This window comes from Halomonas salsilacus, assembly GCF_051216275.1.
In the GTDB taxonomy this organism is placed as follows: Bacteria; Pseudomonadota; Gammaproteobacteria; order Pseudomonadales; family Halomonadaceae; genus Halomonas.
Map to the genome: position 1 here is coordinate 34,550 of NZ_JBPKAQ010000015.1, position 14,917 is coordinate 49,466.

General features: G+C 66.5%; 12 protein-coding genes. 9 read left to right on the top strand and 3 right to left on the bottom strand.

Translation table 11 applies throughout. The annotated features are described in order from the left end of the window. Positions 1 to 38 precede the first annotated feature (38 nt). Complete coding sequence (gene thiO / locus ACR80S_RS16730) at positions 39 to 1,142, top strand: glycine oxidase ThiO (protein WP_435402012.1); 1,104 nt, start codon at positions 39 to 41, stop codon at positions 1,140 to 1,142. Between the two features lie 6 nt (positions 1,143 to 1,148). Here thiO and ACR80S_RS16735 read toward each other — a convergent pair whose 3' ends face one another. Next, positions 1,149 to 1,430 carry a PP0621 family protein gene (locus ACR80S_RS16735; RefSeq protein ID WP_435402013.1) on the bottom strand — a complete coding sequence of 94 codons (282 nt, stop codon included), beginning with the start codon at positions 1,428 to 1,430 and terminating at the stop codon, positions 1,149 to 1,151. A gap of 161 nt (positions 1,431 to 1,591) precedes the next feature. Between ACR80S_RS16735 and ACR80S_RS16740 the strand changes: the two genes are divergently transcribed. After that, the gene (locus tag ACR80S_RS16740; protein WP_435402014.1) at positions 1,592 to 3,223 is read left to right on the top strand and encodes an NAD+ synthase; all 1,632 of its coding nucleotides are present in this window, start codon (positions 1,592 to 1,594) and stop codon (positions 3,221 to 3,223) included. Positions 3,224 to 3,323: 100 nt separating this feature from the next. On the opposite strand, the gene ACR80S_RS16745 is transcribed toward ACR80S_RS16740, so the two are convergent. Next, positions 3,324 to 4,148 carry an outer membrane protein assembly factor BamD gene (locus tag ACR80S_RS16745; RefSeq protein ID WP_435402015.1) on the bottom strand — a complete coding sequence of 275 codons (825 nt, stop codon included), beginning with the start codon at positions 4,146 to 4,148 and terminating at the stop codon, positions 3,324 to 3,326. A 140-nt stretch (positions 4,149 to 4,288) separates the two neighbouring features. Here ACR80S_RS16745 and rluD point away from each other — a divergent pair, with 140 nt between their 5' ends. From rluD to ilvN, 5 genes are all read left to right on the top strand, one after another. After that, entirely contained in the window at positions 4,289 to 5,248 is a 960-nt protein-coding gene (gene rluD / locus ACR80S_RS16750; RefSeq protein ID WP_435403853.1) for a 23S rRNA pseudouridine(1911/1915/1917) synthase RluD, read from the top strand. Positions 5,249 to 5,272: 24 nt separating this feature from the next. Then, a complete protein-coding gene (gene pgeF / locus ACR80S_RS16755) occupies positions 5,273 to 6,028 on the top strand; it encodes a peptidoglycan editing factor PgeF (RefSeq protein WP_435402017.1) in 756 nt (251 codons plus the stop codon). Positions 6,029 to 6,193: 165 nt separating this feature from the next. Further along, on the top strand, positions 6,194 to 8,776 hold the full coding sequence (gene clpB / locus ACR80S_RS16760; protein ID WP_435402018.1) for an ATP-dependent chaperone ClpB: 2,583 nt from the start codon (positions 6,194 to 6,196) through the stop codon (positions 8,774 to 8,776). 503 nt (positions 8,777 to 9,279) lie between these two features. After that, positions 9,280 to 11,004, top strand: coding sequence for an acetolactate synthase 3 large subunit (locus tag ACR80S_RS16765; RefSeq protein WP_435403854.1), 1,725 nt, complete (start codon positions 9,280 to 9,282; stop codon positions 11,002 to 11,004). Beyond that, positions 11,004 to 11,495, top strand: coding sequence for an acetolactate synthase small subunit (gene ilvN / locus ACR80S_RS16770; RefSeq protein ID WP_379752745.1), 492 nt, complete (start codon positions 11,004 to 11,006; stop codon positions 11,493 to 11,495). The genes ACR80S_RS16765 and ilvN overlap by 1 nt, the downstream gene beginning before the upstream one ends. Positions 11,496 to 11,570: 75 nt before the next feature. On the opposite strand, the gene ilvY is transcribed toward ilvN, so the two are convergent. After that, positions 11,571 to 12,458, bottom strand: a complete 888-nt coding sequence (ilvY, locus tag ACR80S_RS16775; protein ID WP_435402020.1) for an HTH-type transcriptional activator IlvY — start codon at positions 12,456 to 12,458, stop codon at positions 11,571 to 11,573. Between the two features lie 146 nt (positions 12,459 to 12,604). On the opposite strand from ilvY, the gene ilvC reads away from it, so the two are divergent. Continuing rightward, positions 12,605 to 13,648, top strand: a complete 1,044-nt coding sequence (gene ilvC, locus ACR80S_RS16780; RefSeq protein WP_435403856.1) for a ketol-acid reductoisomerase — start codon at positions 12,605 to 12,607, stop codon at positions 13,646 to 13,648. A gap of 155 nt (positions 13,649 to 13,803) precedes the next feature. After that, positions 13,804 to 14,685, top strand: coding sequence for a CDP-diacylglycerol--serine O-phosphatidyltransferase (gene pssA, locus ACR80S_RS16785; protein ID WP_435402021.1), 882 nt, complete (start codon positions 13,804 to 13,806; stop codon positions 14,683 to 14,685). The last annotated feature ends 232 nt before the right edge of the window (positions 14,686 to 14,917 follow it).

Genomic DNA, 14,917 nt, shown 5'->3' on the forward strand with positions numbered 1-14,917 from the left:
CCTCGCCACCTTTCTGTCAGCCACAACGGACAATGCCTGTGAGTGAATTCCTAGTCGTGGGTGGGGGCGTCATCGGCATGATGACGACGCTGCAGCTGGCCGATGCAGGCCACTCAGTCACCCTGGTCGAACGCGGCCGCTGCGGTCAGGAGGCCTCCTGGGCGGGAGGCGGCATCGTCTCTCCGCTCTATCCCTGGCGCTACGGCCCGGCCGTCTCGCGCCTGTCGCGCTGGTCGGAGGGGTACTATCCCGAGCTGGCACAGCGCCTGCGGGAGGAGACCGGCGTCGATCCAGAGTATCGCCAACAGGGCCTGCTCTACCTGCGGGTGGAGGATGAGGCGCGCGCCCTGGGCTGGGCCCGGGAGCAGGGCAAGCGGCTCGAACGTGTCGATGCCGACTTCCTCTATGCCCAGGAACCCGAGGCGACGCCGGGCTTCAGCGAGGCGCTCTGGATGCCGACGCTGGGTAGCATCCGAAATCCCCGGCTGGTGCGCTCGCTGAGGACGCGGCTGGCGACGATGCCCCGGGTCACCCTGCGCGAGGGCGCCGAGGTGACCGGGTTCGAGGTGGCGGTCGGTCGGGTGCTGGCGGTGCAGACCGCCACCGGGCCGATCGCCGGTGGCCAGGTGATTGTCTGCGGCGGCGCCTGGGCCGCGGGACTGCTGGAGACGGTGGGCGTTGCCCTGCCGGTGCGCCCGGTGAAGGGACAGATGATCCTGTTCAGGGCGCCGCCGGGGCTGGTACAGCGAGTCGTGCTGATGGACGGCCGCTACGTGATTCCCCGCGCCGACGGTCGTGTGCTGGCCGGTTCCACCCTGGAGGAGTGCGGCTTCGACAAGACCATCGATGACCAGGCGCGGGAGTCGCTGTGGGCAAGCGCCACGGCGATCATTCCGGCCCTGGCCGACTGCGAGGTGGAGCACCACTGGGCAGGACTGCGCCCGGGCTCGCCGGACGGGGTGCCCTTCATCGGCGCGGTGCCGGGCATCGACAACCTCCACGTCAACGCCGGCCACTACCGCAATGGCCTGGTGCTGGCGCCGGCCTCGACGCGGCTGCTGGTAGATCGGCTGTTGGGGCGCAAGCCGATCCTCGACCCGGCGCCCTATGCCCTGGACGGGCGCTTGTCGAAGGGCATGTAGGAGGCGCTACTCCTTCTCGTCCGGCTTCTGCTCCTGCTGCTCCTGGAGGTAGCGGTCGAGGTGAGCGGTGGAGCAGAACCACTCACCCTGCTCGCGCAGGGCGTCGCTCTCGGGGACGTGCACCTTGCACCAGCTGCAGCGCACCATCTGGCCGCCCTCCTGGCGCGTGTCGTCGCTCTCCAGCAACTCCTCGCGGTCGAGCTTCCACTCCCGGTACATGCGGTAGAGCTTGAGGCCGGCGAAGAACAGCACGGCGAAGATGATCAGGCGGATGATCAAGAGATTCATTCCAGTCGGGACTCCCAGGTAGGGGGCGTGATGGCGTTGTGGGGGCAGTATGGCGTTGCCAGTCGGCTCACCGTGCAGGTAAGGGCGGGATGGCTTTGCCAGTCGGCTGCCCTTGCGGGACAATGGGCGTATCCGTCGATTCTCGAGAGATTTCCAAGCCCATGCAAGACCTGACGCTGGTGATGGCTCAGCTGGACCCGCTGGTCGGGGATATTCCCGGCAACACTGATCGCGCCATCGAGTCGGTGCGCGAAGCGCGCATCGAGCATGGTGCCGACATCGTGGTGCTCCCCGAGCTCTTCCTGACCGGCTACCCGCCGGAGGACCTGCTGCTTCGCCCCTCCATGGAGACTCGCCTGCGCGCGGCCCGCACCCGCATGGCCGAGAAGGTGGTGCGCGACGTGCTGGTGATCATCGGCTACCCGGGGCGCCGCGAGGGCCAGACCTGGAACCTGGCCGGCGCGCTCTACAATGGCGAGTGGCTCGGCGAATACGCCAAGCAGGCGTTGCCCAACTACCAGGTGTTCGACGAGCAGCGCTACTTCGCCGCCGGCCGTGAGCCGCTGGTGCTTGATCACAAGGGACTCAGGCTGGGCCTGATGATCTGCGAGGACCTCTGGGACGAGGCGCCGGCACGCCAGGCCAGAGAGGCCGGCGCCCAGCTGCTGGTCAGCCTCAACGCCTCCCCCTTCCACCAGGACAAGCCCGCCGAGCGCTTGCGCCTGCTCGAGGAGCGGGCCGCCGAGGTGGCGTTGCCCATCGTCTACGTCAACATGATCGGCGGCCAGGACGAGCTGGTGTTCGACGGCGGTTCCGCCTGCGTGGATGCCGAAGGCAACCTGCAGGTGCAGGCGCCCCACTGGCAGGTGGGGCTAATGCCGGTGCAGCTGGTCCGGGAGAAGGGTCGGTGGGTGCCGCAGCCGGGCGAGACCGAGCCCGACGTGGAGCCGGAGGAGAACCTCTACTGCGCGCTGGTGACCGGGCTTCGTGATTACGTCAACAAGAGCGGCTTCGAGGGGGTGGTGCTGGGCCTCTCCGGCGGCATCGACTCGGCGCTCTCCCTGGCCATCGCGGTGGATGCGCTGGGTCCCCAGCGGGTGCACGCGGTGATGATGCCCTACCACTACACCGCCGACATCTCCAGGGAGGATGCCGCGCGGCAGGCCGAGCTGCTGGAGGTGGCCTACGAGGTGATGCCCATCGAGCCCATGGTGGAGGCCTTCATGGGCACCCTGGCCAAGACCTTCGAGGGCACCGAGCGCGACACCACCGAGGAGAACCTGCAGTCGCGCTGTCGCGGCGTGCTGCTGATGGCCATCTCCAACAAGAAGGGGCTGATGGTGCTGACCACCGGCAACAAGAGCGAGATGGCGGTGGGCTACGCCACCCTCTACGGTGACATGGTGGGTGGCTACAACGCCATCAAGGACGTCTACAAGACCTGGGTCTACCGCCTGGCCCGCTGGCGCAACACCCAGTCGCCGGCGATTCCCGAGCGGGTCATCGAGCGCCCGCCCTCGGCGGAGCTGGCGCCCGACCAGCAGGACAGCGACTCGCTGCCCGACTACGACGTGCTCGACGCCATCCTGGTCAGCTACATCGAGGGCGACATGAGCGCCGAGGCGATCATCGAGGCCGGCTTCGACCGCGACGAGGTCTATCAGGTGGTCCGCCTGGTGGACCGCTGCGAGTACAAGCGCCGCCAGGCACCGGTGGGCGTGCGCGTCACCCGCCGCGGTTTCGGCCGCGACCGCCGCTACCCCATCGTCAACGGCTGGCAGCCGGGGGAGTAATAACCCTTCGGGACAGCGCTCAGCCGCAAGTGCCTGGCCATTAAAAACGCCACCGCCTGGAAAGGCGATGGCGTTCTGCTGTGCTGGGCTCGTCCCTGGCTCAGCCTGACAGCGACTGGGCGCGCACGTGCCTGGGTTCGAAGGTGCGGCCGCGCAGCTGGTCGTGGCGCGGAGCATTCTCGATCAGTACATCGAGCACTTCCCGGGCGCGGTCGCGCATCTCCAGGCCCAGGTAGCCCTCGACCATCACCGCCAGGGCATCCCGGGACGCCTCGGTCTCGGGATAGTTCTCGATTACCCAGCGGCCACGTTCCACGGCGGCCAGGTAGGCGCCCCGGCGCAGGTAGTAGTCGGCCACATGCAACTCGTGGCGGGACATCAGGTTGCGCAGGTAGACGATGCGCTGCTGGGCGTCCGGGGCATACTGGCTGTTGGGATAGAGGCGCACCAGTTCGCTGAAGTCGGTGTAAGCATCGCGGGAGGCGCCCAGGTCGCGCTTGGAAATGTCGATCAGCTTCAGGCGCTCGAGGCTGAAACGCCCCGCCTGCCAGGAGGCCAGGCCGCGCATGTAGAGCGCGTAGTCGGCCTGGGGGTGGCTCGGGTGCAGGCGGATGAAGCGACTGGAGGCGGCCCGTGCGGCCTCCCAGTCTCCGCTCTCGTGGTAGGCGTAGATCAGCTCCAGCTGAGCCTGTTCGGCGTGGTTGCCGAAGGGAAAGCGGGTGTCCAGGGCCTCGAGCCGGGTGATGGCGGCGGTGAAGTTGCGCCGCTCCAGGGAGCTGCGCGCCTCTTCGTAGAGTTCGCGCTCGGCAACGCCGGCGAACTCATCCTCTTCTTCGTCGGTGGAACCGTTGCTGGCGCAGCCCACCAGGAGGCTGGAGGCGACCAGCAGGGCCGCAAGACGGGCGGTAGGTCGGAAAACGCGCATCGTGATCCTCGTGGCAAACAACGCGGACGGGCCGTGATAGAATCGGCCTAAACCCGCACACTATAAAGCACTGCGCGGCAAAACGCAGTCACCGCGCGGTGCCTCCCTTATCTCCACTGCTGACTGGCAGCCAATCGACCATGCCCCAGACCCTGGAAGCCCAGCAACGCATTCCCGATGCCATGGCCGGCCTGCGCCTCGATCAGGCCGCTGCCGAACTGTTCGCCGACTACTCCCGCGAACGCCTCAAGGCCTGGATCAAGGCCGGCGATCTCACCCTCGACGGTCGTCCCGTCAGGCCTCGCGAAAAGGTCTACGGCGGCGAGTGGCTGCGCCTCGCCACCGAGATCGAGGAAGACACCCGCTTCGCCCCCGAGGAGATCCCGCTGGACGTGGTCTTCGAGGACGACGAGGTGCTGGTGATCGACAAGCCGGCCGGCCTGGTGGTCCATCCGGCAGCGGGCAATCCGGACGGCACCCTGCTCAATGCGCTGCTGCACCACTCTCCCCGGCTTGCCGGCGTGCCGCGGGCCGGTATCGTGCACCGCCTGGACAAGGACACCACCGGCCTGATGGTGGTCGCCAAGACCCTGGCTGCCCAGGCGGCCCTGATGGCGCAGATGCAGGCGCGCACGGTCTCCCGCGAGTATGACGCTGTGTGCGTGGGGGTGATGACCTCGGGTGGCAAGATGGACGCGCCCATCGGCCGCCATCCCAAGGATCGCAAGCGCCAGGCGGTGACGGCCTCCGGCAAGCCGGCGGTGACCCATTATCGGGTGGTGGAGCGCTTCCGCGCCCATACCCATGTGCGTTGCCGGCTGGAGACCGGGCGCACCCACCAGATCCGCGTTCATCTGGCGAACCTGCGCTATCCGCTGGTGGGTGACGCGACCTACGGCGGGCGGTTGAAGCTGCCACCCGGCGCCGCCGACCCCCTCAAGGAGATCCTGCGCGAATTCCCCCGCCAGGCGCTGCACGCCCGCAAGCTGGCCTTCGTGCACCCCGCCAGCGGCGAGACGGCGACCTTTCGCTCGCCGCTGCCGGATGACATCCTGATGCTGCTGGACTACCTGCGCCACGACCACGAGACGATGCGCTGACCCGTCTTCGCCGAGGACCTGCCGATGAGCGATGCCCCCGACCTGCGGCCTTCCCTGATCCTGCCCGATTGGCCGGCGCCCACCTCCGTGGGCGCCTTCGTCACCACCCGCGAGACCGGTCCCAGCCAGGGCGACTTCGCCTGTTTCAACCCGGCGGACCACGTGGGCGACAACGCCGACCACGTGGACCTGTGTCGGCGGCTGCTGCAGAAGCAGGTCGATGAGGATCGCCCGCTGCTGTGGCTCAACCAGGTGCATGGCGCGCGGGTGCAGCAACGTTTCGATCCGACGCCGCCCGAGGCCGATGCCGCGGTGGCCGTCAACCGCGACTACGCCTGTGTGGTGCTCACCGCCGATTGCCTGCCGGTGTTCTTCAGCGACTATCGTGGTACCCGGGTGGCGGTGGCCCACGCCGGCTGGCGCGGGCTGGCGGGCGGCGTGCTGGAGGCCACGGTGGCCGCGCTTGGCGTGCCGCCGGAAGAGCAGCTCGCCTGGCTGGGGCCGGCGATCTCCAACGCCCAGTTCGAGGTGGGGCCCGAGGTCTATCACGCCTTCGTCGGGGTGCATCCCGAGGCCATCGAGGCCTTCGACCCCAGCCCGTACCGCCTGGGCCACTACATGGCGGACCTCTACCGCCTGGCGCGCCTGCGCCTCGAGCGCCTGGGCGTGTCCCACATCAGCGGCGGTCACTTCTGCACCGCCTGCGAGCCGCGCTTCTACTCCCACCGTCGCGATGACGGCGTCACCGGCCGCATGGCCAGTGTGATCTGGCTGCGCTGACGCGTCGCTTGTCCTCTGGCCTTGACCCGCGTCAACTTGTCACGCGCTTCCTCTGGCGGCCGACTTGAAAGCGGGTCAGCCTGACTCCATTGATACCGTCAAGACGAATTGACAGGGCCAAGCGGTGCGTCCAAGCGCGTCGCCACCCCGATGGAGGAAGCTTTCATGCGTTTCGACAAGTTCACTGCCAAGCTGCAGAACGCCGTGGCGGACGCCCAATCCCTGGCCGTGGGTCGTGGCCACAACCAGCTGGAGCCCGGTCACCTGTTGCTGGCGTTGCTCGACGCCCGCGATACCGGCGTCAAGGCGCTGGTGCAGAAGGCCGAAGGTGACGCCGCCCGGCTGCGCGATGGTCTGGTGGGGCACCTTGATGACCTGCCCAGGGTCGCTCAGTTCGACGGCGAGGTGCAGCCCTCCCGCGACCTGATCAAGCTGTTCAATCTGACCGACCGCGAGGCCCAGAAGCGCGGCGACCAGTACATCGCCAGCGAACTGGTGCTGCTGGCCGCCCTGGAAATGGGCCACGCGGTGACCAAGCTGCTGACCCAGGCGGGGGTGTCCCGCAAGTCGCTGGAGGCCGCCATCGAGGGGGTGCGCGGTGGCGCCAGGGTCGATGATCCCAACGCCGAGGACCAGCGCGAGGCGCTGGCCAAGTACACCCTGGACCTCAACGAGCGCGCCGCCAGCGGCAAGCTCGACCCGGTGATCGGCCGCGACGACGAGATCCGCCGTACCATCCAGGTGCTGCAACGACGCACCAAGAACAACCCGGTGCTGATCGGCGAGCCCGGTGTGGGCAAGACCGCCATCGTCGAGGGGCTGGCTCAGCGCATCGTCGACGGCGAGGTGCCCGAGAGCCTCAAGGACAAGCGCGTGCTTTCGCTGGATATGGGCTCGCTGTTGGCCGGGGCCAAGTTCCGCGGCGAGTTCGAGGAGCGCCTCAAGTCGGTGTTGAACGAGCTGGCCCAGGAGGAGGGCCGGGTGATCCTCTTCATCGACGAGCTGCACACCATGGTGGGCGCCGGCAAGGCTGAGGGCGCCATGGATGCCGGCAACATGCTCAAGCCGGCGCTGGCCCGCGGCGAACTACACTGCGTGGGCGCCACCACCCTGGACGAGTACCGCAAGTACATCGAGAAGGATGCCGCCCTGGAGCGCCGCTTCCAAAAGGTGCTGGTGGATGAGCCCAGCGAGGAGGATACCGTGGCGATCCTGCGCGGCCTCAAGGAGCGCTACGAGGTGCACCACGGCGTGGAAATCACCGACGGCGCCATCATCGCCGCGGCCAAGCTGTCGGCGCGCTATATCACCGATCGCCAGCTGCCCGACAAGGCCATCGATCTGGTCGACGAGGCCTCCTCGCGGATCCGCATGGAGCTCGACTCCAAGCCCGAGGAGATGGATCGCCTCGACCGCCGGCTGATCCAGCTCAAGATGGAGCGTGAGCACCTCAAGAAGGAGACCGACGAGGCCTCGAAGAAGCGCCTGGAGAATCTCGAGGAGCAGATCGAGGAGCTGTCCCGCGAGTACGCCGACCTCGACGAGATCTGGAAGGCCGAGAAGGCCAGTATCCAGGGGGCCGCCCAGTTCAAGGACGAGCTCGAACGCGCCCGGGTGGAGCTGGAGCAGGCGCGCCGCCAGGGGGACCTGGCGCGGATGTCCGAGATCCAGTACGGGGTGATCCCCGGGCTCGAGAAGAAGATCAGTGAGGCCGGGGAGGGCGAGGCCGACACCTCCAAGCACCAGCTGCTGCGCTCCAACGTCACCGAGGAGGAGATCGCCGAGGTGGTCTCGCGCTGGACCGGCATCCCGGTGGCCAAGATGCTTGAAGGCGAGCGCGACAAGCTGCTGCGCATGGAGGAGGCGCTGCACGAGCGGGTGATCGGTCAGGACGAGGCGGTGATCGCCGTGGCCAACGCCGTGCGCCGCTCCCGGGCTGGCCTGGCCGACCCCAATCGGCCCAACGGCTCCTTCCTGTTCCTGGGCCCCACCGGGGTGGGCAAGACTGAGCTCTGCAAGTCGCTGGCCAACTTCCTCTTCGATACCGAGGAGGCCATGGTGCGCATCGACATGTCGGAGTTCATGGAGAAGCACTCCGTGGCGAGGCTGATCGGCGCGCCTCCCGGCTATGTGGGCTACGAGGAGGGCGGCTATCTGACCGAGGCGGTGCGCCGCAAGCCCTACTCGGTGCTGTTGCTGGACGAGGTAGAGAAGGCTCACCCGGATGTCTTCAACATCCTGCTGCAGGTACTCGAGGACGGCCGTCTCACCGATGGCCAGGGCCGCACGGTGGACTTCCGCAATACCGTGATCGTGATGACCTCCAACCTGGGCTCGGACATCATCCAGCGCATGGGCGGCGACGACGCCGACTATGAGCAGATGAAGGCGATGGTGATGGAGGTGGTCGGTACCCACTTCCGGCCCGAGCTGATCAACCGCATCGACGAGGTGGTGGTGTTCCACGCCCTGGGCCAGGAACAGATCCAAGCCATCGCCGGCATCCAGCTCGAGCGCCTGCGCGCGAGGCTGGCCGAGCACGACCTCGGTCTCGAGGTCAGCGATGCGGCCATGGCCCAGCTCGCCGTGGTGGGCTTCGACCCGGTCTTCGGGGCGCGTCCGCTGAAGCGGGCGATTCAGAGCCGCATCGAGAATCCGCTGGCCCAGGACCTGCTGGCCGGCAGGTTCCTGCCGGGAGATGTCATCCACGTGGAGGCTGAGGGCAGCCAGCTGGTGTTCCAGAGCTGAGGCGACAAAGCGTTACGCAGTCGCCCGGGTGTGTGCCCGGCGACGGTCTACACTGAGATAGGTTGCGTCCTGTAACCCCCTTGCCCGCCCGGCGTTACGCCCGGCGGGTTCTTTTATGGCTGCCACCTGCCACCGCCGCTTGTTCCCGCGAGAAGGGCCCACGCCGTTTTCGCGGTTGACACCGTTGCGTCGCTAATGGAATCTTGGCGCTTCCTGATTTGCGGGCGCGGAACTCTGCGGGAAATCCCCCATCCCCGCGCGAAGGGTAGGCCAAGGGGCCTCTACCCGCCGAAGGACTTCCGAGTGCGGGCCAACCGCCCGGCTCGGCCAACGCCCCGACGCGGCGATCCGCCGCGATGAGAGTGCAGGCCCCAACCGGGTCTATCAACGCCAGGGTTTGGCATCAGGTGCCGGCGCGTCCGGCAGCGGCATATCGCCGCACTCGACCTCGCGCCCGACGTGGGCGCGGATCGCACTCGAGACCTCCAGGGGAGAAATACAACGTGGAACTGCTTTCCGGCGCGGACATGATCGCCCGCTTCCTTCAGGATGAGGGCATCGAATACATCTATGGCTATCCAGGCGGAGCGGCGCTGCACATTTACGACGCCCTGTTCCGTCAGGACAAGGTCAAGCACATCCTGGTACGCCACGAGCAGGCCGCCACCCACGCTGCCGACGGCTATGCGCGTGCCTCGGGCAAGCCGGGCGTAGTCCTGGTGACATCCGGCCCTGGCGCAACCAATGCCGTCACCGGCATCGCCACCGCCTACATGGATTCGATCCCGATGGTGGTGCTGTGCGGCCAGGTGATGAGCCATCTGATCGGCGACGACGCCTTCCAGGAAACCGACATCATCGGCGTGACCCGCCCCATCGTGAAGCACAGCTTCTCGATCAGGCACCCGAGCGAGATTCCGGAAGTCCTCAAGAAGGCCTTCTACCTGGCCGCGACCGGCCGTCCCGGCCCGGTGGTGGTAGACATTCCCAAGGACATGACCGCCCCCACCGAGCGTTACGAGTACGTCTACCCGAAGAAGGTGAAGATGCGCTCGTATAATCCGGTCACCCGTGGACATACCGGCCAGATCAAGAAGGCCGTCGAGATGATGCTCAAGGCCAAGCGCCCTGTGTTCTACACCGGCGGTGGCGTGGTCACCGGGCGGGCCAGCGAAGGGCTGACCGACCTGGTCAAGCGGCTGGGCTATCCCATTACCACCACCCTGATGGGTATCGGCTCCTATCCCCAGGGTGATCGGCAGTGCCTGGGCTGGCTGGGCATGCATGGCTCCTATGAGTCCAACATGGCCATGCACCACGCCGACCTGATCATCGCCATCGGCGCGCGCTTCGATGACCGCGTCACCAACAACACCTCCAAGTTCTGCCCCACCGCCAAGATCATCCATGTGGATGTCGACCCTAGCTCCGTCTCCAAGACGGTGCGCGCCGACGTGCCCATCGTGGGTCCCGCGGGCAGCGTGATCAGCGAGATGATCAGCCTGGTGCAGGGCAAGGAGATCGCCAACCCCGAGGCCCTGGCCGAGTGGTGGCAGAAGATCGAAGGCTGGCGCGAGGAGCGCGTGGGCAAGCTCTACGAGCCCTCGGGGCCCGGTGAGAAGATCAAGCCCCAGGAGGTGGTCGAGGCGCTGTGCCGGCTAACCCGCGGCGAGGCCTTTGTCACCACCGATGTGGGCCAGCACCAGATGTTCGCCGCCCAGTACTACAAGTTCGACAAGCCCAACCGCTTCATCACCTCCGGGGGGCTCGGCACCATGGGCTTCGGCTTCCCGGCGGCCATGGGCATCAAGCAGAATTTCCCGGATGAGCAGGTGGTCTGCGTGACCGGCGAAGGCAGCTTCCAGATGATGATGCAGGAGCTCTCCACCTGTAAGCAGTACGGGGTGGGGGTGAAGATCATCAACCTGAACAACGGCTCGCTGGGGATGGTGCGTCAGTGGCAGGACCTGAACTACAAGTCCCGCCATGCCCACTCCTACATGGAGTCGCTGCCCGATTTCCAGAAGCTGATCGAGGCCTATGGCTTCACCGCCCTGAAGGTCGAGACCCTCGACGAGCTTGAGCCGGCACTGGAGCGCTTCCTGGCCGACAAGCACGAGCTGGTGTTCCTCGACGTTGCGGTCGACCCGCACGAGCACGTCTACCCGATGCAGGTGCCCTTGGGCGCCATGCGTGACATGCTGCTTTCCAAGACGGAGCGGACCTGATGCGCCATATCATCTCGATTCTGATGGAAAACGAACCGGGCGCCCTGTCTCGCGTGGTGGGGCTCTTCTCGCAGCGCAACTTCAACATCGAGACGCTGAACGTGGCGCCTACCGAGGATCCCAGCCTGTCGCGGCTGACCGTGACCACCGTGGGCGACGACCGGGTCATCGAGCAGATCACCAAGCACCTCAACAAGCTGATCGACGTGGTCAAGCTGGTGGACCTCACCGAGGGCAACCACATCGAGCGCGAGCTGATGCTGGTGAAGGTCAAGGCCCTGGGCGCGGCCCGCGACGAGGTGAAACGCACCGTGGATATCTTCCGTGCCCAGATCGTCGACGTGACGCCGAGCCTCTACACAGTGCAGATCACCGGCTATGCTGGCAAGCTGGACGCCTTCCTCCAGGCCATGGCGCCGGTGGGTATCCTGGAAGTGGCGCGAACCGGGGTCTCGGGTATCGCCCGCGGCGACAAGGTGCTGTCCCTGTAAGGCTGGTTTCGCTGGTTTCGATGGTTCGCCATCCGCCGGACAGCAATGGCCGCCCCAGGGGCGGCCATTCCCATGCTAGCGCTCGATGACCTCGTCCCATAACGCGCGGATCAACGGGCTCTTGAGCCGTCGCTCCAGCACGCAGAGGCCCACATCGTAGTGGGGCAGCTCCGGCTTCACCGGCAGCACGCGCACCCGCTCCTGGAGCGGGCTGTTGTCGAGCACGATCTTCGGTACCACGCCGATCCCGAACCCCAGTCCCACCATGCTGACGATCGCCTCGTGACCCGCCACCTGGGCGTAGATCATCGGGGTGACGCCTAGCGCCCGAAACCAGGTGTCGGCGAACTCCCGCGACAGGCCCGCCTCGGAGAGGATCATCGGCACCTCGCGCCACTGTTCCGCGCTGGGCGACTCCGGGGTGGAGGGAATCCAATCGGCCGCCTCCCGGGGGGCGATGAAGACCAATGGCGCACGTGTCAGCGACTTGAAGGCCAGCGCCTCGGGGGTGCGCCGCGGGCGAGGGGTGATCGCCATGTCCTCCTCGCCGGCCAGCACGCGCGCCATGGCTTCGGCGGGGTCACCGGTATGCAGCTTGAGCTCGATGCCGGGGTGGTGGGTACGAAACTCGCTGAGCAGAGCATAGAGGAAGCTGTAGCTGGCGGTGACCGAGCAGTAGACGCTGATCTCGCCGGTGAGGCGCAGCGCCTCGCTCTGCAGCGACAGGCGCAGCTGCTCCCATTGCTCCAGGGCCTCCCGGGCGTAGGCCTGGAAGGTCTGGCCGTGGCGGGTCAGGGCCACGTGGCGGTTGTCGCGCTCGAAGAGCGCCACGCCCAGGCTCTCCTCCAGCTGACGGATGGAGCGAGACAGGGTCGAAGGGCTGACGTGGCAGGCATCGCTGGCGCGGCCGAAGTGCAGGGTCTCGGCGAGGGTCAGGAAGTGCTTGAGGGGGCGCATGTCCATGGGCAGAGCATTGCATAATTAGGCATGTATCGTTGCAAATATCGCGTTTTACGCAACGGCGGGGGCGGCGTATGGTGTCTCCATCGGATGTCGCGAACCCAGTCCCGCGTCAGACGGGGCGGGTGGCCATCAACGCTGACACTCACATTGACCGACGTTCCAGGAGCTTCACCATGCACGTTTACTATGACAAGGATTGCGACCTTTCCCTCATCCAGGGCAAGAAAGTCACCATCGTGGGCTACGGCTCACAGGGGCACGCCCACGCCAACAACCTGAAGGAGTCCGGCGTCGATGTTACCGTCGCCCTGCGTGCCGGCTCTTCCTCCGCCGCCAAGGCCGAAGCCGCCGGCCTCAAGGTCGCCAGCGTGCCGGAGGCCTGCGAGGCCGCCGATGTGGTCATGATCCTGGCCCCGGACGAGAACCAGAAGGCGATCTACGAGAACGAGGTCGAGCCGAACCTTAAGCAGGGCGCTACCCTGGCCTTCGCCCACGGCTTCAATATCCACTACAACCAGATCGAGCCGCGCAAGGACCTGGACGTGATCATGATCGCGCCCAAGGCCCCGGGTCATACCGTGCGCTCCGAGTTCGTCAAGGGGGGGGGTATCCCCGACCTGATCGCCATCCATCAGGATGCCTCCGGCAGTGCCAAGGAACTGGCGCTCTCCTACGCCGCCGGCGTCGGCGGTGGCCGCAGCGGCATCATTGAGACCACCTTCAAGGACGAGACCGAGACCGATCTCTTCGGTGAGCAGGCCGTGCTGTGCGGCGGCGCCGTGGAGCTGGTCAAGGCCGGCTTCGAGACCCTGACCGAGGCGGGCTACGCTCCGGAAATGGCCTACTTCGAGTGCCTGCACGAGCTCAAGCTGATCGTCGACCTGATGTACGAGGGCGGTATCGCCAACATGAACTACTCCATCTCCAACAACGCGGAGTATGGCGAGTACGTGACCGGCACCGAGGTGATCAACGAACAGTCTCGCGAGGCGATGCGCAACGCGCTCAAGCGCATCCAAACCGGCGAGTATGCCAAGATGTTCATCCAGGAAGGCAACAGCAACTATCCGTCCATGACGGCCCGCCGTCGTCTGAACGCCGAGCATGAGGTCGAGATCGTGGGTGCCAAGCTGCGCGGCATGATGCCGTGGATCGCCGCTAACCAGCTGGTGGACAAGTCCAAGAACTGATCCCCGATCGGTTGCCGGACAGGAAAAGGGTGCGGACTTCCGCGCCCTTTTCCATTGGTGGGTGAGGCAGTTTGCGGCGTTGTGGGGGCGTGGTGGGCGTGTAGAATGAGGGGGGCGCCCTCCGGGCGACCTCAATTTGGCAAGGGACGACACGCATGAGTCAGGACCCCCGCACTACCGATCATGACCCCGCCCGGCCGGATGCCGAGCCGGCCGACACGGCATCCCCCGAGGGGGTGCCTCCTGCGGAGGAGGATCTGGCCGCGGCCTTCGTGCGCGAAACCGAGGTGATCGAGGAGGCCGTGGAAGATGGCAAGAAGGTCCGCCGCAGGGGGATCTACCTCCTGCCCAACCTCTTCACTACCTCGGCGCTCTTCGCGGGCTTCTTCGCGATCGTGGCCGGCATCAACGGCGACTTCACTGCTGCCGCGGTAGCGATTTTCATCGCCATGGTGCTCGACGGCCTGGATGGTCGGGTGGCGCGCATGACCAACACCCAGAGCGCCTTCGGCGCCGAGTTTGACAGCCTCTCGGACATGCTCTCCTTCGGCGCGGCGCCGGCGCTGGTGGCCTTTACCTGGATCCTCCAGGATATCGGCAAGACCGGCTGGGTGGTGGCCTTCCTCTACGTGGCCTGTGCAGCGCTGCGTCTGGCACGCTTCAACGTGCAGATCGGCAGCGTCGACAAGAAGTGGTTTATCGGCCTGCCGAGTCCATCGGCGGCCGCCCTGGTGGCGGCCAGCGTGTGGACCTTCCACAGCTTCGATGCCGAGGCCTTCGGCTTCAAGCTTCTGATGCTGGTGATCGTCGGCGCGGCGGGCGTGCTGATGGTCAGCAATATCCGCTATTACAGCTTCAAGGATATCGACCTCAAGGGGCCGGTGCCCTTCGTGGTGCTGCTGGCCATCGTACTGGGCTTCGTGGTGATCTCGGTGCAGCCCTCGGTCATGCTGCTGCTGCTGTTCGGTACCTACGTGGCCTCCGGTCCGGTGATGGCCGCGACCCGCAAGATGAAGCATGCGCCTCCGACCAGTTGAGTGCCTTCGCCCAGGAACGACAACGCCCGCCCCGTGCGGGCGTTGTCGTTCCTGGGTTGGTTGTCCACAGCCCTTCGCCGAGGCGGGCGGTGGAAAGCTGCCTGGCACGTAGATATGAGCACTTGTGTCATGGTCCTGAAATTTTTTTACACGAAGGCCTTGCGGGGTGGCGGGGAAAACCGTAGAGTACGCATCCGCTGCCGGCAACGGGCCACGTTGTCAGCGGTGAAGG

Bases quoted from the DNA above. Each gene is read 5' to 3' on its own strand.
- clpB (WP_435402018.1), top strand. From the start codon at position 6,194: ATGCGTTTCGACAAGTTCACTGCCAAGCTGCAGAACGCCGTGGCGGAC.
- ilvN (WP_379752745.1), top strand. From the start codon at position 11,004: ATGCGCCATATCATCTCGATTCTGATGGAAAACGAACCGGGCGCCCTG.
- pssA (WP_435402021.1), top strand. From the start codon at position 13,804: ATGAGTCAGGACCCCCGCACTACCGATCATGACCCCGCCCGGCCGGAT.
- rluD (WP_435403853.1), top strand. From the start codon at position 4,289: ATGCCCCAGACCCTGGAAGCCCAGCAACGCATTCCCGATGCCATGGCC.
- ilvY (WP_435402020.1), bottom strand. From the start codon at position 12,458: ATGGACATGCGCCCCCTCAAGCACTTCCTGACCCTCGCCGAGACCCTG.
- pgeF (WP_435402017.1), top strand. From the start codon at position 5,273: ATGAGCGATGCCCCCGACCTGCGGCCTTCCCTGATCCTGCCCGATTGG.
- ACR80S_RS16735 (WP_435402013.1), bottom strand. From the start codon at position 1,430: ATGAATCTCTTGATCATCCGCCTGATCATCTTCGCCGTGCTGTTCTTC.
- ACR80S_RS16740 (WP_435402014.1), top strand. From the start codon at position 1,592: ATGCAAGACCTGACGCTGGTGATGGCTCAGCTGGACCCGCTGGTCGGG.
- ACR80S_RS16745 (WP_435402015.1), bottom strand. From the start codon at position 4,148: ATGCGCGTTTTCCGACCTACCGCCCGTCTTGCGGCCCTGCTGGTCGCC.